Source organism: Microbacterium sp. CBA3102, from assembly GCF_007954505.1.
Classification (GTDB): Bacteria; Actinomycetota; Actinomycetes; order Actinomycetales; family Microbacteriaceae; genus Microbacterium; species Microbacterium aurugineum.
Genome location: NZ_CP042412.1, coordinates 3,666,667 through 3,691,726 on the forward strand (window position 1 = coordinate 3,666,667; position 25,060 = coordinate 3,691,726).

Sequence of the window (25,060 nt, forward strand, 5' to 3'; positions counted from 1 at the left end):
GGAGCATGCCTCATCTGCGTATCGCCACGGTCAATGTCAACGGGATCCGAGCGGCGGCTCGCAACGGGATGAGCGGGTGGCTGGACGACGCCGGTGTCGACATCCTCACGCTCCAGGAGGTCCGCGGACAAGACGAGCACATCGAAGCCGCTCTCCCCGGCTGGTCGTTCGTGCACGACGAGGCGACGGCGAAGGGCCGTGCCGGGGTCGCGATCGCGAGCCGCGTTCCGGCTGTGGCTTCGCGCACCGCGTTCGGCCCGGAGGATTTCGACTCCAAGGGCCGCTGGATCGAAGCCGACTTCCTGATCGGCGACCGTCCGCTCACGGTGGTCAGCGCGTACGTCCATTCGGGCGAGGCCGACACCCCCAAGCAGGAGGAGAAGTGGAAGTTCCTCGATGCCTTCGGCACCCGGCTCGGTGAGCTCGGCACCGACGGAGCACTCGCGCTCGTGACGGGAGACCTCAACGTCGGACACCGTGAGCTCGACATCAAGAACTGGCGCGGCAACCGCAAGAAGGCCGGATTCCTCCCCCGGGAGCGCGCCTACTTCGACCGATTCCTCGGTGAGGCGGGAACCGAGGTCACCGGCGTCGACGGCACCGTGGGCACGGGTCTCGGCTGGGTCGACGTCGGACGGAAGTTCCACGGCGAGGTCGACGGCCCGTACACCTGGTGGTCCATGCGCGGACAGGCGTTCGACAACGACTCCGGGTGGCGCATCGACTACCACCTGGCGACGCCGGCGCTCGCGGAGCGGGTCGAGACCTACCATGTCGCGCGCGCCGCAGCCTACGACCAGCGGTGGAGCGACCATGCGCCCGTCGTGGTCGACTACCGCTACTGATCCGAGCCTGACGCGGTACCGCCTGCGTAGCGGTACCACCCGTGATACTCCAGGACCGTACCGAGAACGGGGCTCGTCGCGCGCATGTCGATCGTGCGTCGACGGTGAATCTCGTCCCACCCGTCGACGAGTTCGACATCGATCCGCAGGATTCCACGAAGTGCGATCCGGTGTCCTCCCACCCGCAGTGCGACGGCGCGCGTGTTCATGCGCAGTGCGCCATCGCCCGTGACCGAGCACTGCTCGAGCATCTGCACGCGGCCGCGGTCCCCCAAGGCGTTCTGCACGATGCCGGGACGCCCGGTCGCGAAGAGCCGATCCACAACGTGCTGTGTCGCGCCGGGGAAACGGAACTCGCGGACGGTGTCGAGCGTTGCGCGTCCGCCGTGCGACCGCCCTGACACCGTCTCGATGCGGAACGGCACGTCGCGGGCGAACCGTGTCACGAGCAACCCCGGCCCGACCACCGGAGAGGCGAGACCGGCAAGGCGTCCGATCCTGCTGCCGGCGACTTCGAACAGGCCCTCCGCGCTGTCGTGAGTCGCTTCGACCCTCATCTGCGCGAGGAGCTCGGGATGGAGCCGCTGCGCGTCCTCCCCCAACGCCTCGAGAAACGCCGCGCCTCGCGCGTTCGCCCCTGCGAAGGGCACGGCACCTCTTCCTGTCGACCGCGCGGGAGGAGAAGGAGAGGCCATGCGGCCATCGTAGGCGCAGGGCACGCACCCCATAGGATTGATCCTGTGACGAAACCTCGCCTTTACTCCGGAATGCAGCCCTCCGCCGACTCCCTCCAGATCGGCAACTACATCGGCGCGCTGCTCCAGTGGCGAGATCTGCAGAACTCCTACGACGCCTACTTCTCGGTGGTCGACCTGCACGCCCTCACGGTCGCCCAGGACCCGGCCGAGCTCCGCGAGAAGACGCGCCGCACCGCTGCGCAGTACATCGCGGCAGGCATCGAGCCCTCGCTGTCCACCCTGTATGTGCAGTCGCACGTGCGCGCCCACGCCGAGCTCGCCTGGATCCTCAGCACGATCACCGGTTTCGGCGAGGCCGGCCGGATGACCCAGTTCAAGGACAAGTCGACCCGCTACGGCGCCGATGCGACGAGCGTCGGGCTCTTCACCTACCCGGTGCTGATGGCAGCCGACATCCTGCTCTACCAGACCGACGTCGTTCCGGTCGGCGACGACCAGAAGCAGCACGTCGAGCTCACGCGCGATCTGGCCGAGCGCTTCAACTCCCGCTTCGGCGCGACGTTCACCGTGCCGATGCCGGTCATCCAGAAGGAGACCGCCCGCATCTACGATCTGCAGAATCCGACGGCGAAGATGTCGAAGTCGGCGGAGAGCGATGCCGGTGTGCTGTGGATGCTCGACGACCCCGCGAAATCGGCGAAGAAGATCATGCGTGCGGTCACCGACAACGAGGGCTCCGTGCGCTTCGACCGGGAGAACAAGCCGGGCGTCTCGAACCTGCTCACGATCTATGCCGCACTCAGCGGGCGTCAGGTCGCATCGATCGAAGACGAGTACGCCGGTCGCGGCTACGGAGACTTCAAGAAGGGCCTCGCCGACGTCGTCGTCGAGGAGTTCGAGCCGGTGCGCGCGCGTGCACTCGAGCTGCTCGACGATCCGGCGGAACTCGACCGCATCCTGGCGGAGAACGCCAGCCGCGCCGATGCCGTCGCCGATGCCACCCTGTCGGACGTCTACGACCGCGTGGGGCTGCTCCGCCGCGTCTGAGCCGCGCCTAGGATGGGGTCGTGACTGATCCACAGCTGCCACCTCCGGTACCGCCCGCGTACCCGGCTCCCGCCGCGTCCCCGGCACCGTCCGCATATCCGGCGCCTTCCGGGTATCCGGCGCCTTCCGGGTATCCGGCAGCGCCTCCTGGGGCCTACCAGGTGCCCGTCGGAGGCTATGCCGCACCCGCGGGGACGTACGCCGTCCCCGCGACCGCGCCGCGCCCGTCCGCCGTCCTCGGCGTCGTCGCCCTGGTCCTCTCGCTCGTCGCCGCGGTCGTGCCCGCGATCCTGGTGGGGATCAGCGCCTTCGAGATCGGACGCGTCCTTCCGCAAGGCGTCACGACCACGACGTCCGACGATCTCAGCCTGCTGTCCCCCGCCCGGGATCAGGTGCTGTGGGCCGAGCTGTCCTTCTGGCTCGGAACGATCCTGGGCATCGCCGCGATCGTGCTCGGCATCATCGCGATCGCCAAGAAGAAGGGCAGGGGCGCCGGAATCGCGGCCCTCGTGGTCGCCGTGGTGGGCGTGGTCCTGTTCTTCATCGTGCTGGTCACGGCCCTCGCGGCCGGGAGCGCTGCAGGCTTCACCACGTATACGTCCTGACCCGGACCTCCGCGCGGTCTGAAGGTGTCAGCGCGGCGCGTGGTGCTTCTGCTGCGCCGCGAGCAGACCTTCGCCCACGAGCAGTTCGACCGCGTCAGCGGCGTCCGCGATGAGGATCGGCAGGTTCGGCCGCTCGTCCTTCCCGAACGGCGCCAGCACCCAGTCCGCGGGATCCTGACGCCCGACCGGGCGCCCGATGCCCACTCGCACGCGCGGGAAGTCGGCGGTGCCCAGAGCGCGCGCCACATCGCGAACGCCGTTGTGTCCGCCATGCCCGCCCCCGGTCTTGAGCTTCACCGTGTCGAAGGGGATGTCGAGTTCATCGTGCACCACGACGACCTGCTCGGGGGGAACGGAGTAGAACCGCACCAACGCGGCCACGGGCGTGCCCGAGACGTTCATGAAGGTGTTCGGCTTGGCGAGCACCAGCTTGTCCGCACCGGGGCGCAGCCAGGTCTCGACGACCCGCGCTCCGCCCTTGTGCTCGCGGAAGGTCTCGCCGCGCCGCGCCGCGAGCTCGTCCACGACCATCTGGCCGATGTTGTGCCGGGTCGTCTCGTATCGCGGCCCGGGATTGCCGAGTCCGACCACGAGCCAGGTGGATGCCATGTCCTCGTCCTCTCGATACCCGGGTGCGGGCCCCGGGTCAGGATACGACAGAGGGGACGCGATCGGATCGCGTCCCCTCTGTGATGAATCAGTCGGAGATCACTCCGCGGCGGCCTCTTCGGTCTCCTCGGCAGCGTCGGTCTCCTCCGCGGACTCGTCCTCGGACGGAGCCGCGGGAACGGAGACGGCGACCACGAGGACCTCGGGGTCGGAGAGCAGCGTGGAGCCCTTGGGGAGCTTCACGTCGGCGGCGGTGATGTGCGCGCCCTCTTCCAGGCCCTCGACCGAGACCTCGATGTTCTGCGGGATGTGCGTGGCCTCGGCCTCGATCGACAGCGTGGTCGCGTCGAGGTTGACGATGGTGCCGGCAGCCGACTCACCCGTGACGATGATCGGAACGTCGATCGCGACCTTCTCGCCCTTCTTCACGACGAGCAGGTCGATGTGCTCGATGATCTGGTGCACCGGGTCGCGCTGGACGTCCTTGACCAAGGTGAGCTGGCTCTTGCCCTCGATGTCGAGCTCCAGCAGCGCGTTGGCGCGACGGATGATGAGCGAGACCTGGTGGCCGGGAAGGGCGACGTGCACGGGCTCGGTGCCGTGACCGTAGATGACGGCGGGGATCTTGCCGGCGGCGCGGAGGCGGCGGGCGAAGCCCTTGCCGAAGCTCTCGCGGAGCTCGGCCTGGACCTTGGTGTCTTCAGACATGGGGTTCTCCTTCGGGACACGCAGCGAAGGCGCCGCGCGGTGGTCTTGGATATTCGAACTCGCTGACGCAGGAGGAAAGCCACCGGGCTTGCTTCGCCGCGTCGATAACGGATGATCGCGCACGCGCAGAAGCATCCCTCGCCGAGGTACAGCCTCAATGGTACCGGATGACCCGATAGGCTGAGGACACCGGTCCTTTTCTGCAGAACACGGAGAACCCCATGCTCGACGGCGCCTTCCTTTCGCACGCACTCCTCTGGCTGATCGGCGCCATGACCGTGTGCGCCGTCGTGGGCAGCTTCGGCGCCCTCTTCGCCATGGGACGTTCGAGCTACCGCAAGGACTGATCGCGGGGCGCAGGCCCTTCTTCCCTCTGCACGGCTGCGGCGATGGCGGCGGAAGCCGTACGCACATCCGCAGACTCATCGACGCGGATGCCACCCTCATCGGCTTCAAGGGATTCGAGCGCCTCGAGCTGGGAGTCCAGGAGCGCCGCGGGCATGAAGTGGTCGGTACGCAGGCGCATGCGCTCCTCGAGCACCGCGCGTGCGATCGTGAGCTCCGCGAAGAAAGCATCGGGCGCCTCGTCTCTGATGAGGTCTCGATAGGTGCGCCGGAGGGCCGAGCACGCGACGACGATCCGCTCCTCGCCACGCAGTGTCTCGCCGACGAGGCGAAGCCACGGCAGACGGTCATTGTCATCCAGCGCGATTCCCGCCGCCATCTTGCGGACGTTCGCCTCCGGATGCAGATCGTCGCCATCGACGAACCGTGCGCCGACCGTCTGAGCGAGGAACGCGCCCACCGTCGACTTCCCCGAGCCACTGGGGCCCATCACGACGATGCGCAGGCTCCCGCTCAATAGAACTCCTCCGTGTCGACCACCGACCTCAGCGGTCGGCCGTCGAGCAGGCGCCCGGCGTTCTCCGCGAAGCGTCGCGCGATCCGCTCCTCTTCTTTCGCGCTGAGGGCCGCGGTGTGCGGGCTCACGAGCACGTTCGGGTGCGTCCACAGCGCAGACGTCTGGTCCAGCGGCTCCTGCTCGAAGACGTCGAGGGCGGCGAAGGCGATGCGACCGTCGTCGAGGGCTCCGAGCAGTGCGTCCTCGTCGATGACGGAGCCGCGCCCGACGTTGGCGATGATCGCCCCCGGCTTCACGGCGGCGAGCACCTCGGCACCGATCAGATGGTGGGTCTGAGCGGTTCCCGGGAGCGTGACGACGATCGCGTCCACCTGGGCCACCGCTTCGGTCAGTTCCTCCATCCGCACCAGGCGATCCACGCCCGCCACCGGCTCACCGGACCGTGTCGTCCCCCAGACCCGCGCACCGAGCCCGTGGAAGCGCCGCGCGCACTCCGTACCGATGCCGCCGAGCCCGACCACCAGCACGATCATCTCGTCGAGCTGACGCATCTCCCAGCGGTCCGGCCAGGTGCGCGTCCCCTGGTCGGCGAGAAGGCGCGGGAGATTCTTCGCTCCGGCCATCACGCCGAACACCGCGAACTCCGCGAGCGGGCCACCGTGCACGCCGGCGCTCGTGGTGAAGACGACGCGATCGAGCGCGTCCCGGTCGAGACCGGCGGCCTTCACGGTGGCACCGCCGCCCGCGGCAGTCGTCATGACCCAGCGCAGGCGCGTGTTCGCCGTCACGGTCCTCGCCAGTGCCTCCGCGTCGACGTCGGGGATTCCGAAGAGCGCATCGGCGGAATCGACCAGCTCGTCGAACGCCTGCTGCTGGCTCGGCGTGCGCGTGTACTCCGGATCTCCGGACCAGTCGGCGGGACCGCGCATCGGCGGCAGGAGTGCGTGATCGCTGATCACTTCGACGCGGGGCTCGATCTCCTCGATCAGTCGGCACAGGTCCTCCGGCAGCGGCACCGCCACGACCGCGCGCAGCTCTTTCTCGATCCCCGTCACGCTGGTCCTTTCCTCGGCGGCGTCGGCGGCCAGGTGAGAGCCTCCCGCGCACGCACCACGATCTCGCCTCCAGCGTAGACGTCTCGCACCGTGACACAGGTGAGCGCAGAGCGCCCGTACAGCGATACGCTGAATCCACCCCTTCTTCACGATCGAGGAGCCTTCTGTGCCCGAAGCATCAGCGAACATCGGAGTCGTCGGACTCGCCGTCATGGGATCGAACCTCGCCCGCAACCTCGCCAGTCGCGAGGGCAACACCGTGGCGATCTTCAACCGCAGCTACGAGAAGACCCAGACCCTCCTCGACGAGCACCCGGAGGCCGGCTTCGTCCCGGCCCGCACCTACCAGGAGTTCGCCGATTCACTGCAGAAGCCGCGCACCGCGATCATCATGGTCAAGGCCGGTGGCCCCACCGATGCCGTGATCGACGCGCTGGTCGAGGTCTTCGAGCCCGGCGACATCATCGTCGACGGCGGCAACGCCTACTTCCCCGACACCATCCGCCGGGAGAAGGCGGTCCGCGAGACCGGCATCAACTTCGTCGGCGCCGGCATCTCCGGTGGCGAGGAAGGGGCACTCACCGGCCCCTCGATCATGCCCGGCGGCTCGGACGAGTCCTGGGTCACGCTCGGACCGATCCTGAAGTCGATCGCCGCGATCGCCGAGGGTGAGCCCTGCGTCACGCACATCGGACACGACGGTGCCGGCCACTTCGTCAAGATGGTGCACAACGGCATCGAGTACGCCGATATGCAGCTCATCGCCGAGGCCTACGACCTCATCCGTCGCGGCACCGGCAAGTCGCCCGCCGAGATCGCCGAGATCTTCGCCGAATGGAACAAGGGCGAGCTGGAGTCGTACCTGATCGAGATCACCGCCGAGGTGCTCCGTCAGGTCGACGCTTCCACCGGCAAGCCGCTCGTCGACGTGATCCTCGACCAGGCCGGGGCCAAGGGCACCGGAGCCTGGACCGTGCAGACCGCACTGTCCCTGGGCGTTCCCGTGTCGGGCATCGCCGAAGCGACGTTCGCCCGCTCCCTCTCCTCACACCCCGAGCAGCGCGCCGTCGCCGGTGGACTCCCCGGCCCCGACGAGGAGTTCACGGTCTCGGATGAGGACACCGAGCAGTTCATCGAAGACGTGCGCCTGGCGCTCTACGCGTCGAAGATCGTCGCCTACTCGCAGGGCTTCGACGAGATCCGCGCAGGTGCGGCCGAGTACGGCTGGAACATCGACCTCGGCGCGATCTCGAAGATCTGGCGTGGCGGCTGCATCATCCGCGCCCAGTTCCTCAACCGCATCGCCGATGCCTACGCCGCGACTCCCGATCTGCCGGTGCTGATGACCGCACCGTACTTCGCCGAGGCGCTCGCGCGCGGCCAGGCGTCATGGCGCCGTGTCGTCGTGACCGCTGCCCAGGCGGGCATCCCCGCACCGGCCTTCTCGTCGTCGCTGTCGTACTACGACGGCATCCGCGCCGACCGCCTCCCCGCGGCCCTCGTGCAGGGCCAGCGCGACTTCTTCGGCGCGCACACCTACAAGCGCATCGACAAGCCGGGCACCTTCCACACCCTGTGGTCGGGCGACCGCACCGAGATCGAAGCCGAAGACACGCACTGAGGCTCGCCGTCGAAGGGCCGGGTACCGCAAGGTATCCGGCCCTTCGTGCGTCACACCGTGATGTTGTGGTTGCGGTGGAACAGGTTCTGCGGGTCCCACGCGGCCTTCGTGGCCCGCAACCGAGCGAGGGCGTCTTCCGAGAACATGCCGGAGACGGCCTGCGGCCTCTCGGTGTCGGCGAAGTTGCCGTACTCGGCCAGACGCCCCCGCTCGATCACGCTCCAGTCCGCGTCGATCGCGGCACGGGTCTCGTCATCGATCAGGCCGGGGATGTCGAAAGCGCCGGCGAGGACGAACCAGTTCGCCGCGCGGGCGGGGAACGCCGTGTCTTCCTGCGCGACGTCGCGGATGGCCCCACCCAGGGACCGCAGGAACAGGACCGATGCCGGATACGAACGGCGGAAGGCCACCAGCTGCGCGATGAGCGCGTCGTCGAGTTCGGCGTAGAGACCGTTGCCCCCGATGAATCCGGGAGGCGAGGCGGGCTCCTCGCCCTCGGGGGCCGGCATCTCCAGCAGCACCTCCCGATATGCCGGCGTCGTGACTTCGGTCTGCACTCCGTCGAGGGCGGAGATCGGTTCCATCACGGCGCGCAGCCGGTCGGGCTCCGGCGCGGCCCACACCGCGCTCAGACGAGCACCCGCCGGCGCGCTCGGATCCATCGGCGGGACGTCCATGTACGTGACCGTGAGTTCTCGAGGCGCGTCACGGAGCAGGTCTCGGGTGGCCTTCAGCACGGCGGCCTCGTCGCCATCGATGCGACTCTCCGAGAAGGCGATGCCGGGCAGCGGGTGGGCTGCGAAATCGAAGCGGGTGACGATGCCGAAGTTCCCTCCGCCGCCGCGCAGAGCCCAGAACAGATCGGGGTGCGCATCCGCCGAAGCCTCGACGACCTCCCCCGTCGCCGTGACGACCTGAGCCCCGATGAGCTGATCGACCGCGAGGCCCCAGGCGCGCGCCATCCATCCGATGCCTCCGCCGAGCGTGAGTCCGCCGACTCCCACCGACGCGGTGTCGCCGGAGCTGAGGGCGAGACCGTGCGCGGCCAGAGCCGTCGCGACGTCACCCCAGACCGCGCCGCCACCGATGCGGACGGTGGAGCCGTCGACCTCGACCTGTGACAGTTCGCCGAGCTCGAGACGGACACCCGCGGCAGGGCCGTGCGACCACGGGCCGTGCCCGCCCGAGACGACGGTCAAAGGTACGGCCTCGCGGGACGCCAGGCGCACGACCTCGGCGACCTCGGTGACGGTACGGGGGCGGTGGACGGAAGGGACAGGAGCAACAGAGTCGTCGGCCATGCCGACACTGTAGTCAGCGCCGCCGACATCGCATCTCCCGCTCTCAGGCAACACATAGCTCTCTCCATAGAAATCACATAGGAGATTCCGCAGAATAGGGATATGACCAGCGACCTGCCCGAACTGCGCCGTCCCGACGGCTCCCCCCTGCGGATCCTCGCCGTCGACGACGAGCAGATGCTCACCGACCTGCTCGCGATGGCCCTGCGGATGGAGGGGTGGGAGGTGCGCACCGCGTCCTCCGGCATGGAGGCGCTGCAGGTGGCCAGGGAGTTCGAGCCCGACGCGCTCGTGCTCGACATCATGATGCCGGATCTCGACGGCATGTCCGTGCTGAGACGGCTCCGCGAATCCGGGAACCTCGTCCCCGTCCTGTTCCTCACCGCGAAGGATGCCGTGGGCGACCGCGTCGCGGGGCTCACCGCGGGCGGCGACGACTACGTCACCAAGCCGTTCAGCCTCGAGGAGGTCATCGCGCGTCTCCGCGCGATCATCCGCCGCACCGGTCACGCCACCGCCGATGACGGGCAGTCGATCCTGCGCGTCGCAGACCTCACCCTCAACGAGGACAGCCATGAGGTCGTCCGCGACGGCACCGAGATCGAGCTCACCGCGACCGAGTTCGAGCTGCTGCGGTACCTGATGCGCAACGAGCGCCGTGTGCTGTCGAAGGCCCAGATCCTCGACCGGGTCTGGAGCTACGACTTCGGGGGCAAGTCCTCCGTGGTGGAGCTGTACATCTCGTACCTGCGCAAGAAGATCGACGCCGGACGCACGCCCCTGCTGCACACCGTCCGCGGCGTGGGGTACATGATCAAGGCTCCGCAGTGAGCTCTGCGGCGGTGCGGAGGAGGCCGATGAGCCTGCAGACACGGCTGATGACGGCCGTGATCGGGTTCGTGTCGCTGATCCTCATCATCGTCGCCATCATCACGAGCGCGACCCTGGGGAAGACCATGGAGGATCAGCTCGATCAGAAGCTGAGCACCTCCGCGCGCCAGGTCGCGGGATGGGCGCAGAATTTCTCCCCGAGCGACGCGACCGCGTCCAACATCCTGTCGGGGCAGAACGTGCGGTATTCGGGGCTCCTGCTGGCCGTGGTCAGCCCCCTCACCGGCGCCTCCGGAGTCGTCGTGACGAACACTCCCGGCGACGAGCTCACGGGCACACTGCAGCCGCTCGACGCGACGCAGATAGCCGAGATCGCCGCGGCGCTGCACGGCACCTCGGTGGCCACGGTCTCGATCTCCGATCTCGGCTCCTACCGGGTCATGGCACTGAACACCGCGAGCGGCGTCGGCGTCGTCACGGGTCTCCCCCGCGACGAGATCCAGAATCAGCTCGCCCAGCTGCTCACCGTCATCGCCCTCGCGACGATCGGCGGTCTCATCCTGCTCGCGTTGACCACAGCGGTCACCATCCGCGTGGGACTGAGACCACTCCGTGCCGTCGCGATGACGGCGACCCGGGTCGCGAACCAGCAGCTCGATCGCGGTGAGGTGACCATCACGGAACGTGTTCCTTCATACGAGGCCGATCCGCGCACCGAGACCGGACTCGTCGGGGCATCGCTGAACAAGCTCCTCGATCATGTGAACAGCTCGCTCGCCTCGAGGCAGAAGAACGAAGAGCGGATGCGACGCTTCGTCGCCGACGCCAGTCATGAGCTGCGCACCCCGCTCGCCTCCATCCGCGGCTACTCGGAGCTGTCGCTGCGCGCGCTGCATCAGTCCGATCGGAGCGCTGAGCGCCCCGAGGTGATCGAGAGCACCACGACCTCCCTCGAGCGCATCCAGGCGCAGTCGCTGCGGATGACACGACTCGTCGAGGACCTGCTCCTGCTGGCGCGCCTCGATGAGGGACGCGAGCTCGTCTACAGCACGGTGGACCTCACGCAGCTGGCCCTCGAAGGCCTCTCCGATGCGCGTCCCACGGCCGTGGACCACCACTGGCAGATCGAGGTCCCCGAAGAGCCCGTCACCATCGTGGGCGACGCGGGGCGGATGCACCAGGTGGTCGCCAACCTCCTGGCGAATGCGCGCACGCATACCCCCGCAGGGACGACCGTCACGCTCAGCGTCATGCAGGACGGCGAGGACGCGGTGCTGCGGGTCCACGACGACGGCCCCGGCATCGACCCCGCCATCCGCGACGAGCTGTTCGCTCGCTTCGCCCGCGGTGACAGCTCACGAGCCCGTCAGACCGGCGGGACCGGGCTCGGCCTCGCGATCGTCAAGGCCATCGTCGAAGGCCACCACGGCACCATCGACGTCACCAGCGAACCGGGCGACACGACCTTCACGGTCCGCATCCCGGCCACGCCGGCGAGCGCGGCCTCCGAGGCCTGAGGCGCATCGGACCGCGCGGCTCCCGTCCCGTCCCGTCCTGCCCGTGCGTTTGTCGGGAGATCGAACGGTTGCAGGTCGGGGCGGACCGTTCCTCCCGACATCCGTCCGATCTCCCGACGAACACGCACAAGGATGGTCCGCAGGTCAGTCACGCGCCCGGAGACGGAGGATGGCCGCGATCACCGCTGCTTCGACGGTCGGCCACGCGTGCACGATCTGCGCGTAGTCGAACCGCAGTGTCTCGTAGCCGAGGACCGAGGCGGCAGCATCCCTCACCAGATCCCGATGCCGGTGCCCGGGGGCCTCATGATTGCCCTTCCCATCCGCCTCGAGGATCAGAAGGCCGTCGAGGACGAAGTCGACCTTGCCGACGGTGGGGATGCACACCTGGCACTCCAGCGTGATGCCGCTCAGATGCAGTCGGAGCCTCAGGAGCGACTCGAGGCCGCTGTCGGCGTCGGACCGCGCCAGATCGACGAGCCAGTGGGCGCGAGCGGGCAGGCGGCGGCGGATGCGGTGACGCGCGGCGGAAGAGATCTTGCGCTGCGTCAACGCGGACTCGAGCGCGGCGAAGAACACCTCATCGCCAGCGCAGCGGTACACGTGGATGAGCACCTCCTCCAACGGTGCGAGGCCGACTCCCGCCCGCCCGGCGTCGTAGTGCCCGACGCACTCGCAGTCCGCGTGATGAACACGCCCGTTCCCTCCGAGCCACACGTGCGGGGGACCGTCCGCGGACAGCACCCAGATGCCGTGCAACCGCAGGGCGTGCGTGCAGGTCAGCGCCCCGCCGTGAGCCGCGGCCTCCTGCAGACTCAGGTCAGCGGTCGGCACGGCGAACACGCCCGGTCTCACCCGCACGAGCGCGCCCGCCCGCACCTCGTCGGCCCGCATCCGACGGGTGATCCCGTAGCGCTGAAGAAGGGTTCCCCGGACGACTCCGCCGTGCTGGGCGGTCACTGCTGCGGCTCTGAGCATTCGACGATCCTGCCTTCGCTGCGGCCGCCTCCGACGCCCGGAATGCCCGTTTGTGGACACACGGCGACCACGTTCGCGTTCTGCAGGAAGACACGCCTCGCACGCCTGCCGGGAGGTTTCACGGACGTCGGGTCGAAACCGGGAGATTGCCCGACATCCGTTCAAACTCCCGACGGATGCACCACGCGGGGGCGGGGCGGGCCGGGGCGGGGCCGGGGGTCAGTAGCCCGCGAAGGCGTCGGTCGTGAGGCTGCGAGCCTTCTGCAACGCGGGGGCGAGGTCGGCGATCAGCCGCGGCGGGCCCGAGATGAAGGCGTGGCGCGTGCCGAGGTCGGCGACCGTGCGCTCCAGGATCTCCGCATCCAGGCGCGCTCCCTGCGCCCAGGCCCAATGCGCGGGCAGATCCGTGGGCTCGTCGCGGGTGAACACGACCGTGCGCACGCCGGTCGCGGCGAGCTCGTCGCGGAACGCGAGTTCGGAGGCCTGGGACGCCACGTAGACGAGCACCACATCGCGTTGCTGCCCCGTGGCCCGCAGCTGACGCAACTGCGACACGAACGGCGTCACCCCGATGCCCGCCGCCACCATCAGCACCGGACTGTCTCCGCGCGGCAGGATGAAGTCGCCCCAGGTGCCGGTGACCGCGAAGGTCGCTCCGGGCTCTGCCTCGGCCAAGGCGCGCTTGTAGCTCGAGGGATGCTTCTGGTCACCGTTCTTGTACGCGATGCGCAGCGTCGGCAGATCAGCCGGGGCGGACACGATGCTGAACTCCCGCCGGGTTCCGCGGGCATCGGGACGGCGGTGCGGGACGTCGAGCTCGAGATACTGGCCGGGGAGGAACCGCACGCGCCCCTTCGCCCGGAAGGTGAGCTCCTGAGCGGTCGGGGTGACGAACGCACGACGCTCGAGCACCAGCCGCACCGAACCGCGGAGGGCGAAGACGAACGCCACGAGGTTGCCGATGAGCAGCGCGCGCTCCTGCCCGAGCGTGAAGAGACCAGCCACCGAGATCGGCCAGCCGGCGAGCACGCCCACGACGACGGCCACGACGAGCTGCTGGCGACGCCGAGGCGGGAGGGTCAGCGGCTCGGAGAGCATGAACGCACCGAGGAACAGGAAGGGCGACTGCAGCACGGCGAACTGCAGTGCGGTCGACAGTTCGAATCCGATGTCGAACTGCGTGGCTTGCACCGCCTGGCGCACCACCGAGGTCGCCACCGCGACGAACAGGAAGACCAGCACCACACGCACCTTCTCGGTGCGCCACAGCACCGCGAGGCCCAGCACCGCCACGGGGATGGTCAGCACCGGCGTCCCCACCCACCACGACGAGGAGGTGCCCAACCACTCGAAGGCTCCGAAGGCTCCCAGGATCGAGACCACGGCCGCACCGAAGGCAGCGGGGTTGAAGATGTGTCGGCCGCGCCACGCGATGAGGTACTTCGACACGCTCGCCACGGCGCCGGCGAGGGCGAGCCCCAGCAGGGCGCCCGGCGCGAGGCCGGGGCGGAGCACGAACAGCAGGATCAGGGCGGTGACGAGCGACGATTCGATACGCCACGGGAGGCGGAGGATGCGCTGAGCTACGGCGTCGACCGCGGAGATGACGACCGCCAGCACCAGGAAGGACGCCACCATCTCCCCCGGTGTCGGTGAGACGATGACCCCGAGCAGCGACAGCACGAAGGCCGTGACCGCGAGCGCGATGAGCGCGAAGAGCACGAGGCGGTACATCGACAGGGAACCCAGCACCGCGAGGACCCGTTGGCGTGCGGCGGCGAATGACGTGATCACGGTGTCCACTCTTCCCTAATTCGTCGCCGCAGGGCGCTTCTTCGCGGTGACGAGGAACAGCTCCGCCGGGCATCCGGGCGAGCGCTGCACCGTGCCGTCGGTGCTCATGCGGACCCATTCCACACCCCAGCCCGCGGCGAGTTCCGGGCCGCCGTCGAAGAAGAGCGCGGTGGCGACCGCATCCGCCGTCATCGCTTCCGCAGCCAGCGCCCAGGTCGCCGCCCAGGTGCGCACCGGGAGGCCCGTCCGGGCATCGAGGACATGGTGCAGCCCGCTCCCCCACGCCCGCCGGTTCACGGCCGAGGCACACAGCGCCTGGTCCTTCACCTCGACGACCCCGATCGCCTTCCGTGCGTCGTAGGGATGCTCCAGACCGATCCGCACCCCCGCACCGCGGACCCGGATGTCGCCGCCGGCGTCGACCACCACATCGCCGGGCACGGTCGACAGGGTGCCCATCACGAGATCGACCAGGCGCCCCTTGCCGAGTGCCCCGACGTCGAGGAGGGCGGGGACGGATGCGGTGGCCGCGCCTGGCGTCCAGGTCACGTGTCGCTGCCAGTCACCCGGAGCGCGCACCGGATCGCCGGCCACGAGCGAATACCCGGCGTCGTACCCGAGCGCGCTGAGGCTGTCGGCCACGAGCGGGTTCACCGCTCCCCCGGTCGCCCGGGAGAGCTCCCCGTACGCCTCGAGCATCGGACCGGCATCGGCCGAGACGAGCGTTCCCCCCTCGCGCCCCAGCCGCATGACCTCCGAGTCGTCGCGGAAGCGGGACCACTCGCGGTCGAATCGTGCGATCACGGCCGAGACCTCGACGCGCTCGGCGTCCGGGAGCGGATCGCCGGTCTCGATCTCCCAGTGCGTTCCGATCGCCTCGAAGCGCCAGGTCGCCATGGGCGTCAGGCGCCTAGGCGGCCGCCTGCTCCTTGATCGACGCGACGGCCTCGTTGAACCCGCCACTGGTGAGCGAGGAACCGGCGACGCGACTCACGTTCAACTCGTCGAGCGCGACGCCCTCGACCTCGTCCGCGATTCCGGCGATGAACTGGCCCTGATACTGCTCGGTCTCGGGTGCCTTCGGGTCACCCGTGACCTCGACGTCGGTCACGACGCCGTCCGCGAGGGTCAGGGTGACGGAGATCTGCTCGACCGTCTCGGGGGTCTGGTACGAACCGTCGGCCGTGTAGGTGCCATCGGCGTAGTCCCCCGTGGAATCGCCGCCGGAGGACGATGACGAACCGGTGTCGGCCGTCGCCCCACCGTCTGCCGGCGGCTCGGCGTCGGCAGTGCCGGAGCATCCGGCGAGGACGAAGAGCCCCGCGATCCCGAGGATCGCGGATCCCTTGCGGACAGAGGTCGGTACGGTCGTGCGGATCATGGTGTGGTCCTCCCGGCTCGGCGTCGGTCGACCCCGGTGGTCGACCCTTCGACCGTAAGCACCGTGGCTATGCGCGGGCTGTGCCACGACGATGCGTTACGCGTCGCCGCCGAACATGCTCGTCACCGAGCCGTCTTCGAAGACCTCGTGGATCGCGCGGGCGAGCAGCGGCGCGATCGGGAGGATCGTCAGCTTCTCCCACCGGCGCGACTCCGTGAGCGGGATCGTGTCGGTGATGACGACCTCGTCGATGGACGAGTCCTGCAAGCGCTCGGATGCCGGGTCGCTGAAGATCGCGTGGGTCGCAGCGACGATGACGCGGTGAGCGCCGTTCGCCTTGAGCGCCTGTGCGGCCTTGACGATCGTGCCGCCGGTGTCGATCATGTCGTCGACCAGGAGGCACGTGCGCCCCTCGACGGCACCGACGATCTCATGCACCGAGACCTGGTTGGCGACCTTGGGGTCACGACGCTTGTGGATGATCGCGAGCGGGGCACCGAGACTGTCGGACCAGGTGTCTGCCACGCGCACGCGCCCCATGTCCGGGGAGACGACGGTGAGGATCTCACGGTCCGCCGGCGACAGCGTGCGCTCGAAGTAGTCGAGGAGCACGGGCTTGGCGAACAGGTGGTCGACGGGACCGTCGAAGAAGCCCTGGATCTGCGCCGCGTGCAGGTCGACGCTCATGACACGGTCAGCGCCCGCGGTCTTCAGCAGGTCGGCGACGAGTCGGGCGCTGATCGGCTCGCGGCCGCGGCCCTTCTTGTCCTGACGCGAATACGGATAGTACGGAGCGACGACGGTGATGCGCTTGGCCGACGCACGCTTGGCCGCGTCGATCATGATCAGCGTCTCCATGAGCCACTCGTTGACCGGCTCGCCGAACGTCTGGATGAGGAAGAGATCCACTCCACGGATCGACACCTCGAAGCGGGCGTAGATCTCACCCGATGCGAACGTGCGGTGCTCGACCGGCGCGATCTCGGTGCCGAGCGCCTCGGCGACGGCTGCGGTGAGCTCGGGGTGCGAGCGGCCACCGGCGACGACGAGCCGCTTCTTGGTCTTGGCGATGATCCCCGGTGCCACGCCGTTGTCGCGATCCAGATCGACCGTCTTCTTCTTGCGCGCCATGTCCGCCTATTCCGCTGAATTCTCGCGGGACGCAGCATCCGCCGCGCCCGTGCCTGCTCTGTTCTTCTCGACCCAGCCCTCGATGTTGCGCTGGGGGGCGACGCTCATGGCCAGAGCGCCGGCGGGGACGTCCTTGCGGACGACGGCGCCTGCACCGGTCTTCGCACCGGCTCCCAGCCTAACGGGCGCCACGAGCACCGTGTGCGACCCGGTGTGCACCTCGTCGCCGATCTCGGTCCGGTGCTTGTTGACGTCGTCGTAGTTGGCGGTGATCGTGCTCGCACCGAGGTTCACGCCGCGTCCGATCGTGGCGTCGCCCACGTAGGAGAGATGGGGCACCTTGCTGCCTTCGCCGATCTCGGCGTTCTTGGTCTCGACGTACGCGCCGATCTTGCCCTTGGCGCCCAGGACCGTGCCGGGGCGGAGGAAGGAGAACGGGCCCACCGTCGCTTCGGCGCCGATCACCGCGAGCGTGGCGTCCGTGCGGCGGACGACCGCATCCTCGCCGACCTCGCAGTCGACCAGAGTCGTGTCTGGACCGATGACCGCGCCGGAGGCGATCGCCGTAGCCCGCAGGATCTGGGTGTTGGGGAGGATCGTGACCTCGGGCGAGAGCGTCGCATCGTCATCGATCCAGGTCGTGGCCGGGTCGATCACGGTGACGCCTTCGAGCTGCCAGCGGCGCACGATGCGCTGATTGAGCAGACGGCCGACCTCCGCGAGCTGAGCACGATCGTTGACCCCGAAGGTGACGGAGATGTCGGAGACGACCGAGGCCGCCACCCGATCGCCGTCGCGGCGGAGCAGTCCGGGGACATCGGTCAGGTACATCTCGCCCTGGGCGTTGTCGACCCCGACCCGAGGGAGGTAGTCCCGCAGCGTCGCAGCGCGGAACACGTACATCCCGGCGTTGATCTCGCGGACGGCGGCCTCTTCGGCGTTCGCGTCCTTCTGCTCCACGATGCGGTCGACTCCCCCGTCGGCATCGCGCACGACGCGGCCGTAGCCGGTCGGGTCGTCGACCAGTGCGGTCATCAGCGTGGCCGGCGCACCGGAGGCCCGGTGCTCCGCCAGGAAGGCGGAGAGCGTCTCCGCATCCGCCAGCGGGCAGTCGCCGGAGAGGACGAGCACATCGCCGTCGAAGTCGGCGGGGAGAGCGTCGACGGCCACCTGCACAGCGCGTCCGGTACCGGGGATGTCGTCCTGGTCGACGAACACCACACCGGGGTAGTCCTCGGTCAAGGCGGCGACGACCTGGTCGCGCTCGTGCCGCACGACGACCTCGACGTGCGCGGCCTGCAGCCGTCCGGCGGTGGTGAGCACGTGCCCGACGAGCGGGCGTCCGCTGATCGGATGCAACACCTTCGGGAGGCGCGACTTCATTCGGGTGCCCTGGCCCGCGGCCAGGACGATGATGGCGAGGTTGTTCCCAGTCATGCTCCGCCGCCAGGACTCGAACCTAGACCTCACAGCTCCAAAGGCTGTCGTGCTGCCATTACACCACGGCGGACCGCGCCGTCCCGAGGACGCCACCGGTCAAGTCTGCCATGCTCCGGCCCCGGATCCGCTGACACGCCCCCCGTCATCCGTCCGAAACACCGCTCTGGGATGCTGGCATCATGAGCATGTCGATCGAACGGGTGGTGGGTGCACGCCCCGACCTCGCCGAATTCCTGGTCGCCCATCACGCAGAACTGGAGCACACCGCACCGGCGGAGAGCCGCCATGCACTGGCGTTCGAGCGTCTGCTCGCCCCGGGCGTGCGCTTGTTCGCCGGGCGCCTCGACGGCCGCCCTGTCGCCACCGGTGCTCTGGCGTCCGTCGACGACGGGCATGAGGAGATCAAGTCGATGCGCACCGACCCCGCTCTGCGCGGACGCGGTCTCGGTCGCACCATGCTCGCGTTCCTCCTGGCTGACGCCGAGGCCCGCGGCATCCGCCGGGTCTCGCTCGAAACCGGGAGTGCGGAGTTCTTCGTGCCGGCGCGCGCGCTGTACGCCGCGGCCGGCTTCCGCGTGTGCGGGCCGTTCGGAACCTACGTGCTCGACCCGCACAGCACCTTCATGGCGGTCGACCTGACCGCAGCGTCCGGGCTCACCTCTCCGCACGCGCGATAATGGGCGGATGAGCGAGGTGGATGAGGTCGACCGGATCGTCGGCGCGTGGAACACGCAACGGCCGGACCTCGACTTCTCCCCCCTCGAGGTCCTGTCGCGGATGGACCGGCTGTCGAAGCACCTGGACCGCGCGCGGCGTGAGGTCTTCCGCCGCAGCGACCTCGAGCACTGGGAATGGGACGTGCTGTCCGCACTGCGCCGGGCTGGTGCCCCGTTCCAGCTCTCCCCCAAGCAGCTCCTGCAGCAGACGCTGGTGTCGAGCGGCACGATGACGAACCGGATCGACCGCCTGGTCGGGCGTCGCTTCGTTCGCCGGGAGGCCGACCCCGGGGACGGACGCAGCGTGCTGGTGACCCTCACCGACGACGGCCGGATCCGCGTGGATGCCGCCATCACGCGTCTCGTCGATGTGGAGGCCGATCTCCTGCAGGCTCTCTCCCGGTCGGACCGCGAGCGCCTCGCCGGACTCCTGCGCAAACTGAGCCTGAGCTTCGACTCGTGACCGGAGGCCGCTGATGGGCATGCCCTCTCCCCTCCCGTCCGCGACGGCGTGGGCGCGACGCGGCTGCACGTGCCGCGCACCGGCCCGTGGCCGACGGCTGCCGCCTATATGGTCGAGCGCTTCTTCCACCTCGACCCGGAGCGACTGCTCGAGCGTTTCGACCGCGGCGACATCGTGCGTGCCGACGGCTCTCCCGTCCCGCGTGATGCGCCGCTGGGCAGCGTCGAGTTCGTCTGGTACTACCGCGAGCCCGCCGTCGAGACACGGATCCCGTTCGAGATCGAGATCCTGCATCAGGACGACCATCTCGTCGTCGTCGACAAGCCGCATTTCCTGCCCACGACCCCCGGCGGGAAGTTCCTGCAGAATTCCGCGCTGGTCCGACTGCGCAACCTGCTCGACAACCCCGACCTGGCCCCCATCCATCGACTCGATCGGGCCACAGCCGGGCTGCTGATGTTCGCGACACGTCCGGCGACGCGCGGCGCGTACCAGCTGCTGTTCGAGAACCGGCAGGTGCAGAAGGTGTACGAAGCCGTGTCCGCACGCCCCGCGAGCGGGACGCTCCCCTCATTCCCCGTGGTCTACCGCAACAACATCGTGAAGGCGCGCGGTCAGGTGCGCGTGCAGGTCGACGACACGAAGGAGCCGAACTCCGAAACGCTCGTCGAGCTCATCGACAGCGACGAGCGCGTCGTGCACACCCTCCTCCGCCCGCACAGCGGCAAGATGCACCAACTGCGTGTGCATCTCGCCGCCCTCGGCATCGGCATCCTGAACGATCGGTTCTACCCCGACCTTCTCGACGATCTGCCGGACGACTTCGAGCGTCCGCTGCAGCTGCTCGCGCGCGAACTGCGCTTCGTCGATCCGCTCACCGGCACGGAGCGGGTCTTCCGCACACGCCGCACGCTGCAGCACGCGCCTCGCACCGGCGCTCCCGTCAGCGACGCATGACCTTGCGCGCGAGCCGCGTGCCGAGCATCTGCACGAGGTGCACGAACACCACGATCAGGACGATCGCCACCCACATCACGACCGGTTCGAACTGCCGGAACCCGTAGATCTGGGCGAACGCGCCGAGACCGCCGCCGCCGATCAGTCCAGCCATCGCCGTCATGTCGATGAGCGCGACCACGATGAACGTGTAGCCGAGGATCAGCGGGCCGAGCGACTCGGGGATCGCCACGGTGAAGAGGATGCGCCAGGGACCGGCGCCCATCGAGCGGGCGGCTTCGATCACGCCGGGCGAGACCGAGACGAGGTGCTGCTCGACGATGCGGCCGATCGCGAAGGCGGCGGCGAGAGCGATCATGAACGCGCCGGCGGTGGTGCCGATCCCCGTGCCGACGACCGCACGCGCGAACGGCTGGGCGACGGCCACGAAGAGGACGAACGGGATCGGGCGGAAGAAGTTCACCCCGAGGTTGGCGATGAGCGCGACCGGCTTGTTCTGCGCGAGTCCGCCGGGGCGGGTGACGTAGAGGATGACGCCGATCGCCAGGCCGAGGATGCCACCGAGGACGAGCGCGAACGTCGTCATGTAGAGCGTTTCGAGCGCGGCCTTCCACAGCTCGGGCCACAGTTCGTTCAAGCGATCCATCAGCGGGTCTCCTCTCCGGCGATCTCGGTGACTTCGACGCGCTGCGCGATCTCGGCGAGCGTGCGATCGATCACGGCGTCGTCGCCGCGGATCGCGAGCGTGAGGTGTCCGAACGCGCGCCCGCGGATGTCGTTGATCCCTCCGTACACGAGCTCGAAGTCGAGCCCGGCACCGGCGAGATCGAGGAAGACCTGAGCCTGTGAGGAGTCGCCGTCACGGAACGAGAACGTGACCAGGCGCCCCTGATGCCGCTCGCGCAGGACGGCGCGCTCGGACGGCGAGGGCACGCCCTTCACCACCGTCCCGACGAACCGTTGCGACGCCGGGTTCTGCGGCGAGGAGAAGACGTCGAACACGTCGCCCTGTTCGATCACGCGGCCGTTCTCCATCACGGCCACCTTCGTCGCGATCGTCTGGATCACATCCATCTCGTGCGTGATGACGATGATCGTGACGCCCTGCTCCCTGTTGACCCGTTGGAGCAGGTCGAGCACCTCGTGAGTGGTCTGGGGGTCGAGGGCGCTGGTGGCCTCGTCGGCGAGCAGGATCGCGGGGCCCGTGGCGAGAGCGCGGGCGATGCCGACGCGCTGCTTCTGCCCGCCGGAGAGCTGCTCGGGGTAGGCCTTGGCCTTGTCGGCGAGGCCCACGAAGCGGAGCAGTTCGGCGACGCGCTTCTCGATGTCGGGCTTCGACCACCCGGCGAGCGTGAGCGGGTAGGCGATGTTGGCCTTGACCGTGCGCGAGGAGAACAGGTTGAACTGCTGGAAGATCATGCCGATCCCGCCGCGGACCGTGCGCAGCTGGCGCTCGGTGAGCGCGGTGATGTCGACGCCGTCCACCGTGATGGTGCCACTCGTGGCCGGCTCGAGCGCGTTGATCAGACGCACGAGCGTGGACTTGCCCGCCCCGGAATAGCCGATGATGCCGAAGACGTCGCCCTTCTCGATGGAGAGGGAGACGTCGTCCACGGCGACCACTTCGGCGCCCTCACGGCTGCGCGGCGGATAGGTCTTGGAGACGTTCGTCAGAGTGACGATCGACATGTGCTGCTCCGGTCCCGGTCCTACTTCTTGTCCGCGGCGTCCTGCTGAACCTTCTTCAGTGAGGCGACCAGATCCTCCACCGGCGTCTGCAGCGCCACCGCGGTGCCACCGGAGGAGTCGAGCAGACCCTTCTGCACGGCCTCGTTCGTCTGGAAGATCTCGACCAGCGTGCGGTACGTCTCGTTGTCGGCGTCTTCGGCGCGGGCCGCGAAGACGTTCACGTACGGAAGGGCGCTGGCGTCTTCGGGGTCATCCTGCGCGATCGCGTCATCGAACGTGAGACCCGCGTCCTGCACGAAGTCGTTGTTGATGATCGCGGCGGCCACGTCCGGGAGCGAGGTCGGGATGAGCGCGGCCTCGAGCGCCGTGACCTCGACCTTGGACTTGCCGGTGTCGACGTCGGCGAGGTCCGAGTACGGTGTTCCACCGCTCTTGAGCTCGACGAGGCCGGCTTGCTGCAGCACGTTCAGCGCACGGGCCTGGTTGGAGGCGTCGTTCGGAACCGCGACCGTCTCCCCCTCGGGGATGCTGTCGACGTCGTCGTACTTCGTTGAGTACAGGCCGAGCGGGTAGATCGCGGTCGAGCCGATCGGGGTGAGGTCGGAGCCCGAGGCGTTGTTGTACTCGGCGAGGTAGACGATGTGCTGGAACTGGTTGAGGTCGATCTCCCCCTCGGTCAGCGCGGGGTTCGGCTGCTCGTAGGAACCGAAGTCGACCAGCTCGACTGTGATCCCCTCTTCAGCCGCGGCGTCGACGAACGCCGGCCACTGCTCGTCGCTCTTGCCGACGACACCGATCTTGACGACCTCGTTCCCGGACGATCCCTCGCCCCCGGAACCGGCGTCGGAAGACGCCGTGGCGCAGCCGGAGAGCGCGACGAAGAGCGGAACGGCGGCGAGCGCGGCGAGGATGGTGGTGGTGCGGCGAGACATGCGAGAGGAGTTCCTTCCTGGTGGGACTCGCCTACGTTAGACAGGCCTCCCGCCGCGCGCGGAATCGGTCTGTCACACGGCGTCACGAGCGGGTGCCGCCCGGCTCAGTCGAACTCCTCGATGCCCTGCAGCCGCACCTGCTCGAGGTCGAGGCGGGCGGAGATCCGGCGCACCACGACGTCATCGACGGTGCCGGCACCGCGAAGCCCCAGCAGCACCTCCCGCTTCCGGTCGAGGAGGGCGAGCTTGAGCCGCGTGTGCTCCTCGTGCCGGACCAGCGGCGAGCGCTGTGCGATGTCGACGTCGGTCGAGGTCGCGATCATCTGCAGGACCGTGCCGTCGGGCGGGTCGGCCTGATCCACCCCGGTATCGGTGACGCTCGGAGGTGTGGCGGTGCCGGCACCCAGCGGGTCCGGCTCCCCCAGCATCTCGTCGAGGGCGTCGGCTTCCGCATCCACCAGCGCCTGTTCTCGTGCCAGGGCGCGCGCATTCGCGAACTCGAGCATCTGATACCCCTCGGAGCGCACGCGGTCGCGCACCTCCTGCCCCACGCCGTGTTCGGCGGCGAGGTCGTCGAGAGCGGCCAGGGCGGCCCCGGAGATCGCGCGCTCGGCGAGCTCGTACTCCTCGTCCTCGACGTGGTCGGCCGGGAAGCGGGCCCAGCGCACGATCGCGGGCAGGAACGGGCCCTGGACGAGAAGGCTCAGCAGGATGACACCAGCGGTGACGAACACGATCTCATCGCGTCCGTTCAGAGCGCCGCCTTCGGTGATGCTCGCCGGCACGGACAAGGCGATGGCGAGAGACACCGCCCCGCGCATCCCCGCCAGAGTGGACACGACCCGCGCCCGAGATCGTGCGCCCCTCGCGGGTCGAGGATCGGTCCGCCGCTGGAACGGCACGTTCAGCAGCTGGAAGAGGTATCGCACGACCAGGAGCGTCGCCCAGACCGCGAGCGTGATGAGCACGAGGCGGCCGATCGCCGCAGCCGAGATCTCATGCACGACGTATTGCACCTCGAGTCCGATCAGGACGAACAGCGCACCGTTGAGCAGGAAGACTCCGAACGGCCAGGCCGCATCAGCCTGGCGGCGGGAGGAGGCGGTCGTCACCCGCGGCGACACGTAGGCGACGATGAGTCCGGCGACGACGACCGCGAGCACACCCGAGGCGTGCACCGTCTCGGCGAGGAGGAACGCCGTGAAAGGGATAAGCAGCAGCGCGACGTTGATCACGATCGTCGAGGCTGTGCGGCGCAGCAACAGGTAGCCGAGAGCGGCGACCACGGCACCGGCCGCGATCCCCCCGACATACGAGATGAGCAGATCGACGGTCACCGACAGCGGCGTGATCTGACCGCCGAGAGCGAGCGACACCGCGATCGCGTAGAGCACCAGAGCCGTGCCGTCATTGGTCAGGCTCTCGGCCTTGAGCTTCATGAACATGCGTCGCGGGAGGAGGCGCCCGAGGGCGGCGACGGCCGTGGCGTCGGGCGGCGCGACGGCGGCACCCAGGATGAGCGCGATCTCCCACGGCATCCCGAACAGCACACCGATGCCGGCCACGGCGAAGGCCGAGGCGACGACCAGCACGGTGCTCATCGGCAGGATGTAGCGGAAGTCGCGGCGGATCGACCGCAATGAGGTCGTCAGACTCTCCCAGAACAGCATCACCGGGAGGAACAGCAGGAGCACCGTCTCCGGCGGCAGCTGGACCTCGCGCAGCGGTGGCACGAAGCCGAGGAGCAGCCCGAAGATGACCAGGACGAGGGGCAGCGCGAGACGCACGCGCGGGGCGATCAGGGTTCCGACGAGAATCGTGAGTCCGAGCAGGACCGTTACTTCGAGGCCTTCCATCCCTACCTCCCAACAGCGGTGAGA

Annotated in this window: 26 protein-coding genes and 1 tRNA gene; 10 read left to right on the forward strand and 17 right to left on the reverse strand. The window is 68.9% G+C overall.

The annotated features are described in order from the left end of the window. Window positions 1-5: 5 nt before the first annotated feature. On the forward strand, window positions 6-845 hold the full coding sequence (locus FGL91_RS17665) for an exodeoxyribonuclease III (protein WP_131492696.1): 840 nt from the start codon (window positions 6-8) through the stop codon (window positions 843-845). On the opposite strand, the gene FGL91_RS17670 is transcribed toward FGL91_RS17665, so the two are convergent. Beyond that, window positions 839-1,540, reverse strand: a complete 702-nt coding sequence (locus FGL91_RS17670; RefSeq protein WP_153244502.1) for a DUF4166 domain-containing protein — start codon at window positions 1,538-1,540, stop codon at window positions 839-841. The genes FGL91_RS17665 and FGL91_RS17670 overlap by 7 nt on opposite strands. 45 nt (window positions 1,541-1,585) lie before the next feature. Between FGL91_RS17670 and trpS the strand changes: the two genes are divergently transcribed. Beyond that, complete coding sequence (gene trpS / locus FGL91_RS17675; protein ID WP_081997047.1) at window positions 1,586-2,590, forward strand: tryptophan--tRNA ligase; 1,005 nt, start codon at window positions 1,586-1,588, stop codon at window positions 2,588-2,590. Between the two features lie 20 nt (window positions 2,591-2,610). Beyond that, a complete protein-coding gene (locus FGL91_RS17680; protein ID WP_205802336.1) occupies window positions 2,611-3,195 on the forward strand; it encodes a hypothetical protein in 585 nt (194 codons plus the stop codon). Between the two features lie 27 nt (window positions 3,196-3,222). Here the strand turns inward: FGL91_RS17680 and pth are convergent, their stop codons facing one another. Further along, complete coding sequence (gene pth / locus FGL91_RS17685; RefSeq protein WP_131492699.1) at window positions 3,223-3,804, reverse strand: aminoacyl-tRNA hydrolase; 582 nt, start codon at window positions 3,802-3,804, stop codon at window positions 3,223-3,225. A gap of 99 nt (window positions 3,805-3,903) precedes the next feature. Continuing rightward, window positions 3,904-4,512 carry a 50S ribosomal protein L25/general stress protein Ctc gene (locus tag FGL91_RS17690; protein WP_131492701.1) on the reverse strand — a complete coding sequence of 203 codons (609 nt, stop codon included), beginning with the start codon at window positions 4,510-4,512 and terminating at the stop codon, window positions 3,904-3,906. 221 nt (window positions 4,513-4,733) lie between these two features. On the opposite strand from FGL91_RS17690, the gene FGL91_RS19290 reads away from it, so the two are divergent. Beyond that, complete coding sequence (locus FGL91_RS19290; RefSeq protein WP_256534750.1) at window positions 4,734-4,859, forward strand: hypothetical protein; 126 nt, start codon at window positions 4,734-4,736, stop codon at window positions 4,857-4,859. On the opposite strand, the gene FGL91_RS17695 is transcribed toward FGL91_RS19290, so the two are convergent. Beyond that, entirely contained in the window at window positions 4,844-5,374 is a 531-nt protein-coding gene (locus tag FGL91_RS17695) for a gluconokinase (protein ID WP_153244503.1), read from the reverse strand. The two genes, FGL91_RS19290 and FGL91_RS17695, sit on opposite strands and share 16 nt — an antisense overlap. Next, entirely contained in the window at window positions 5,371-6,429 is a 1,059-nt protein-coding gene (locus FGL91_RS17700; protein ID WP_153244504.1) for a D-2-hydroxyacid dehydrogenase, read from the reverse strand. The genes FGL91_RS17695 and FGL91_RS17700 overlap by 4 nt, the downstream gene beginning before the upstream one ends. A 166-nt stretch (window positions 6,430-6,595) precedes the next feature. On the opposite strand from FGL91_RS17700, the gene gndA reads away from it, so the two are divergent. Next, window positions 6,596-8,050 (forward strand): NADP-dependent phosphogluconate dehydrogenase, encoded by a 1,455-nt coding sequence (gene gndA, locus FGL91_RS17705; RefSeq protein ID WP_131492707.1) that lies wholly within the window; start codon window positions 6,596-6,598, stop codon window positions 8,048-8,050. Window positions 8,051-8,100: 50 nt separating this feature from the next. Here gndA and FGL91_RS17710 read toward each other — a convergent pair whose 3' ends face one another. After that, window positions 8,101-9,351 carry an FAD-binding oxidoreductase gene (locus FGL91_RS17710; RefSeq protein WP_131492709.1) on the reverse strand — a complete coding sequence of 417 codons (1,251 nt, stop codon included), beginning with the start codon at window positions 9,349-9,351 and terminating at the stop codon, window positions 8,101-8,103. Between the two features lie 102 nt (window positions 9,352-9,453). Here FGL91_RS17710 and FGL91_RS17715 point away from each other — a divergent pair, with 102 nt between their 5' ends. Together FGL91_RS17715 and FGL91_RS17720 are read left to right on the forward strand one after the other, a co-directional pair. Further along, window positions 9,454-10,182 carry a response regulator transcription factor gene (locus FGL91_RS17715; protein WP_047523621.1) on the forward strand — a complete coding sequence of 243 codons (729 nt, stop codon included), beginning with the start codon at window positions 9,454-9,456 and terminating at the stop codon, window positions 10,180-10,182. A 26-nt stretch (window positions 10,183-10,208) separates the two neighbouring features. Further along, window positions 10,209-11,699, forward strand: coding sequence for a sensor histidine kinase (locus tag FGL91_RS17720; protein ID WP_153244505.1), 1,491 nt, complete (start codon window positions 10,209-10,211; stop codon window positions 11,697-11,699). Window positions 11,700-11,843: 144 nt separating this feature from the next. Here FGL91_RS17720 and FGL91_RS17725 read toward each other — a convergent pair whose 3' ends face one another. The 7 genes from FGL91_RS17725 to FGL91_RS17755 form a co-directional block, all read right to left on the reverse strand. Continuing rightward, the gene (locus FGL91_RS17725; RefSeq protein ID WP_153244506.1) at window positions 11,844-12,677 is read right to left on the reverse strand and encodes a DUF559 domain-containing protein; all 834 of its coding nucleotides are present in this window, start codon (window positions 12,675-12,677) and stop codon (window positions 11,844-11,846) included. 219 nt (window positions 12,678-12,896) lie between these two features. Further along, a complete protein-coding gene (locus tag FGL91_RS17730) occupies window positions 12,897-14,471 on the reverse strand; it encodes an FAD-dependent oxidoreductase (protein WP_153244507.1) in 1,575 nt (524 codons plus the stop codon). Window positions 14,472-14,486: 15 nt separating this feature from the next. After that, the gene (locus FGL91_RS17735; protein ID WP_153244508.1) at window positions 14,487-15,368 is read right to left on the reverse strand and encodes an FAD:protein FMN transferase; all 882 of its coding nucleotides are present in this window, start codon (window positions 15,366-15,368) and stop codon (window positions 14,487-14,489) included. Between the two features lie 13 nt (window positions 15,369-15,381). Next, window positions 15,382-15,852, reverse strand: coding sequence for a hypothetical protein (locus FGL91_RS17740; RefSeq protein WP_047519211.1), 471 nt, complete (start codon window positions 15,850-15,852; stop codon window positions 15,382-15,384). A 96-nt stretch (window positions 15,853-15,948) separates the two neighbouring features. Then, complete coding sequence (locus FGL91_RS17745; RefSeq protein ID WP_047519209.1) at window positions 15,949-16,983, reverse strand: ribose-phosphate diphosphokinase; 1,035 nt, start codon at window positions 16,981-16,983, stop codon at window positions 15,949-15,951. Window positions 16,984-16,989: 6 nt separating this feature from the next. Further along, a complete protein-coding gene (gene glmU / locus FGL91_RS17750; protein WP_153244509.1) occupies window positions 16,990-18,420 on the reverse strand; it encodes a bifunctional UDP-N-acetylglucosamine diphosphorylase/glucosamine-1-phosphate N-acetyltransferase GlmU in 1,431 nt (476 codons plus the stop codon). Between the two features lies 1 nt (window position 18,421). Next, a tRNA-Gln gene (locus FGL91_RS17755) sits at window positions 18,422-18,493 on the reverse strand. A gap of 109 nt (window positions 18,494-18,602) precedes the next feature. Between FGL91_RS17755 and FGL91_RS17760 the strand changes: the two genes are divergently transcribed. The 3 genes from FGL91_RS17760 to FGL91_RS17770 all read left to right on the forward strand — a co-directional run bounded on the left by FGL91_RS17760 (window position 18,603) and on the right by FGL91_RS17770 (window position 20,559). Beyond that, window positions 18,603-19,100, forward strand: a complete 498-nt coding sequence (locus FGL91_RS17760; RefSeq protein WP_153244510.1) for a GNAT family N-acetyltransferase — start codon at window positions 18,603-18,605, stop codon at window positions 19,098-19,100. Between the two features lie 7 nt (window positions 19,101-19,107). Beyond that, the gene (locus FGL91_RS17765; protein WP_047519203.1) at window positions 19,108-19,602 is read left to right on the forward strand and encodes a MarR family winged helix-turn-helix transcriptional regulator; all 495 of its coding nucleotides are present in this window, start codon (window positions 19,108-19,110) and stop codon (window positions 19,600-19,602) included. 108 nt (window positions 19,603-19,710) lie between these two features. Further along, on the forward strand, window positions 19,711-20,559 hold the full coding sequence (locus tag FGL91_RS17770; protein ID WP_153244787.1) for a pseudouridine synthase: 849 nt from the start codon (window positions 19,711-19,713) through the stop codon (window positions 20,557-20,559). Here FGL91_RS17770 and FGL91_RS17775 read toward each other — a convergent pair. From FGL91_RS17775 to FGL91_RS17790, 4 genes are all read right to left on the reverse strand, one after another. Continuing rightward, window positions 20,546-21,205, reverse strand: coding sequence for a methionine ABC transporter permease (locus FGL91_RS17775; RefSeq protein ID WP_153244511.1), 660 nt, complete (start codon window positions 21,203-21,205; stop codon window positions 20,546-20,548). The genes FGL91_RS17770 and FGL91_RS17775 overlap by 14 nt on opposite strands. Continuing rightward, complete coding sequence (locus tag FGL91_RS17780) at window positions 21,205-22,248, reverse strand: methionine ABC transporter ATP-binding protein (protein WP_153244512.1); 1,044 nt, start codon at window positions 22,246-22,248, stop codon at window positions 21,205-21,207. The genes FGL91_RS17775 and FGL91_RS17780 overlap by 1 nt, the downstream gene beginning before the upstream one ends. Window positions 22,249-22,268: 20 nt before the next feature. Beyond that, entirely contained in the window at window positions 22,269-23,180 is a 912-nt protein-coding gene (locus FGL91_RS17785; RefSeq protein WP_131491572.1) for a MetQ/NlpA family ABC transporter substrate-binding protein, read from the reverse strand. A gap of 104 nt (window positions 23,181-23,284) precedes the next feature. Continuing rightward, complete coding sequence (locus FGL91_RS17790; RefSeq protein WP_153244513.1) at window positions 23,285-25,036, reverse strand: Na+/H+ antiporter; 1,752 nt, start codon at window positions 25,034-25,036, stop codon at window positions 23,285-23,287. Window positions 25,037-25,060 lie beyond the last annotated feature (24 nt).

Excerpts from the sequence above, each read along its gene's own strand:
- FGL91_RS17665 (WP_131492696.1), top strand. The coding sequence starts at position 6 with ATGCCTCATCTGCGTATCGCCACGGTCAATGTCAACGGGATCCGAGCG.
- FGL91_RS17670 (WP_153244502.1), bottom strand. The coding sequence starts at position 1,540 with ATGGCCTCTCCTTCTCCTCCCGCGCGGTCGACAGGAAGAGGTGCCGTG.
- pth (WP_131492699.1), bottom strand. The coding sequence starts at position 3,804 with ATGGCATCCACCTGGCTCGTGGTCGGACTCGGCAATCCCGGGCCGCGA.
- FGL91_RS17690 (WP_131492701.1), bottom strand. The coding sequence starts at position 4,512 with ATGTCTGAAGACACCAAGGTCCAGGCCGAGCTCCGCGAGAGCTTCGGC.
- FGL91_RS19290 (WP_256534750.1), top strand. The coding sequence starts at position 4,734 with ATGCTCGACGGCGCCTTCCTTTCGCACGCACTCCTCTGGCTGATCGGC.
- FGL91_RS17710 (WP_131492709.1), bottom strand. The coding sequence starts at position 9,351 with ATGGCCGACGACTCTGTTGCTCCTGTCCCTTCCGTCCACCGCCCCCGT.
- FGL91_RS17715 (WP_047523621.1), top strand. The coding sequence starts at position 9,454 with ATGACCAGCGACCTGCCCGAACTGCGCCGTCCCGACGGCTCCCCCCTG.
- FGL91_RS17720 (WP_153244505.1), top strand. The coding sequence starts at position 10,209 with ATGAGCCTGCAGACACGGCTGATGACGGCCGTGATCGGGTTCGTGTCG.
- FGL91_RS17725 (WP_153244506.1), bottom strand. The coding sequence starts at position 12,677 with ATGCTCAGAGCCGCAGCAGTGACCGCCCAGCACGGCGGAGTCGTCCGG.
- FGL91_RS17735 (WP_153244508.1), bottom strand. The coding sequence starts at position 15,368 with ATGGCGACCTGGCGCTTCGAGGCGATCGGAACGCACTGGGAGATCGAG.
- FGL91_RS17740 (WP_047519211.1), bottom strand. The coding sequence starts at position 15,852 with ATGATCCGCACGACCGTACCGACCTCTGTCCGCAAGGGATCCGCGATC.
- FGL91_RS17745 (WP_047519209.1), bottom strand. The coding sequence starts at position 16,983 with ATGGCGCGCAAGAAGAAGACGGTCGATCTGGATCGCGACAACGGCGTG.
- glmU (WP_153244509.1), bottom strand. The coding sequence starts at position 18,420 with ATGACTGGGAACAACCTCGCCATCATCGTCCTGGCCGCGGGCCAGGGC.
- FGL91_RS17760 (WP_153244510.1), top strand. The coding sequence starts at position 18,603 with ATGAGCATGTCGATCGAACGGGTGGTGGGTGCACGCCCCGACCTCGCC.
- FGL91_RS17765 (WP_047519203.1), top strand. The coding sequence starts at position 19,108 with ATGAGCGAGGTGGATGAGGTCGACCGGATCGTCGGCGCGTGGAACACG.
- FGL91_RS17770 (WP_153244787.1), top strand. The coding sequence starts at position 19,711 with ATGGTCGAGCGCTTCTTCCACCTCGACCCGGAGCGACTGCTCGAGCGT.
- FGL91_RS17775 (WP_153244511.1), bottom strand. The coding sequence starts at position 21,205 with ATGGATCGCTTGAACGAACTGTGGCCCGAGCTGTGGAAGGCCGCGCTC.
- FGL91_RS17780 (WP_153244512.1), bottom strand. The coding sequence starts at position 22,248 with ATGTCGATCGTCACTCTGACGAACGTCTCCAAGACCTATCCGCCGCGC.
- FGL91_RS17785 (WP_131491572.1), bottom strand. The coding sequence starts at position 23,180 with ATGTCTCGCCGCACCACCACCATCCTCGCCGCGCTCGCCGCCGTTCCG.
- FGL91_RS17790 (WP_153244513.1), bottom strand. The coding sequence starts at position 25,036 with ATGGAAGGCCTCGAAGTAACGGTCCTGCTCGGACTCACGATTCTCGTC.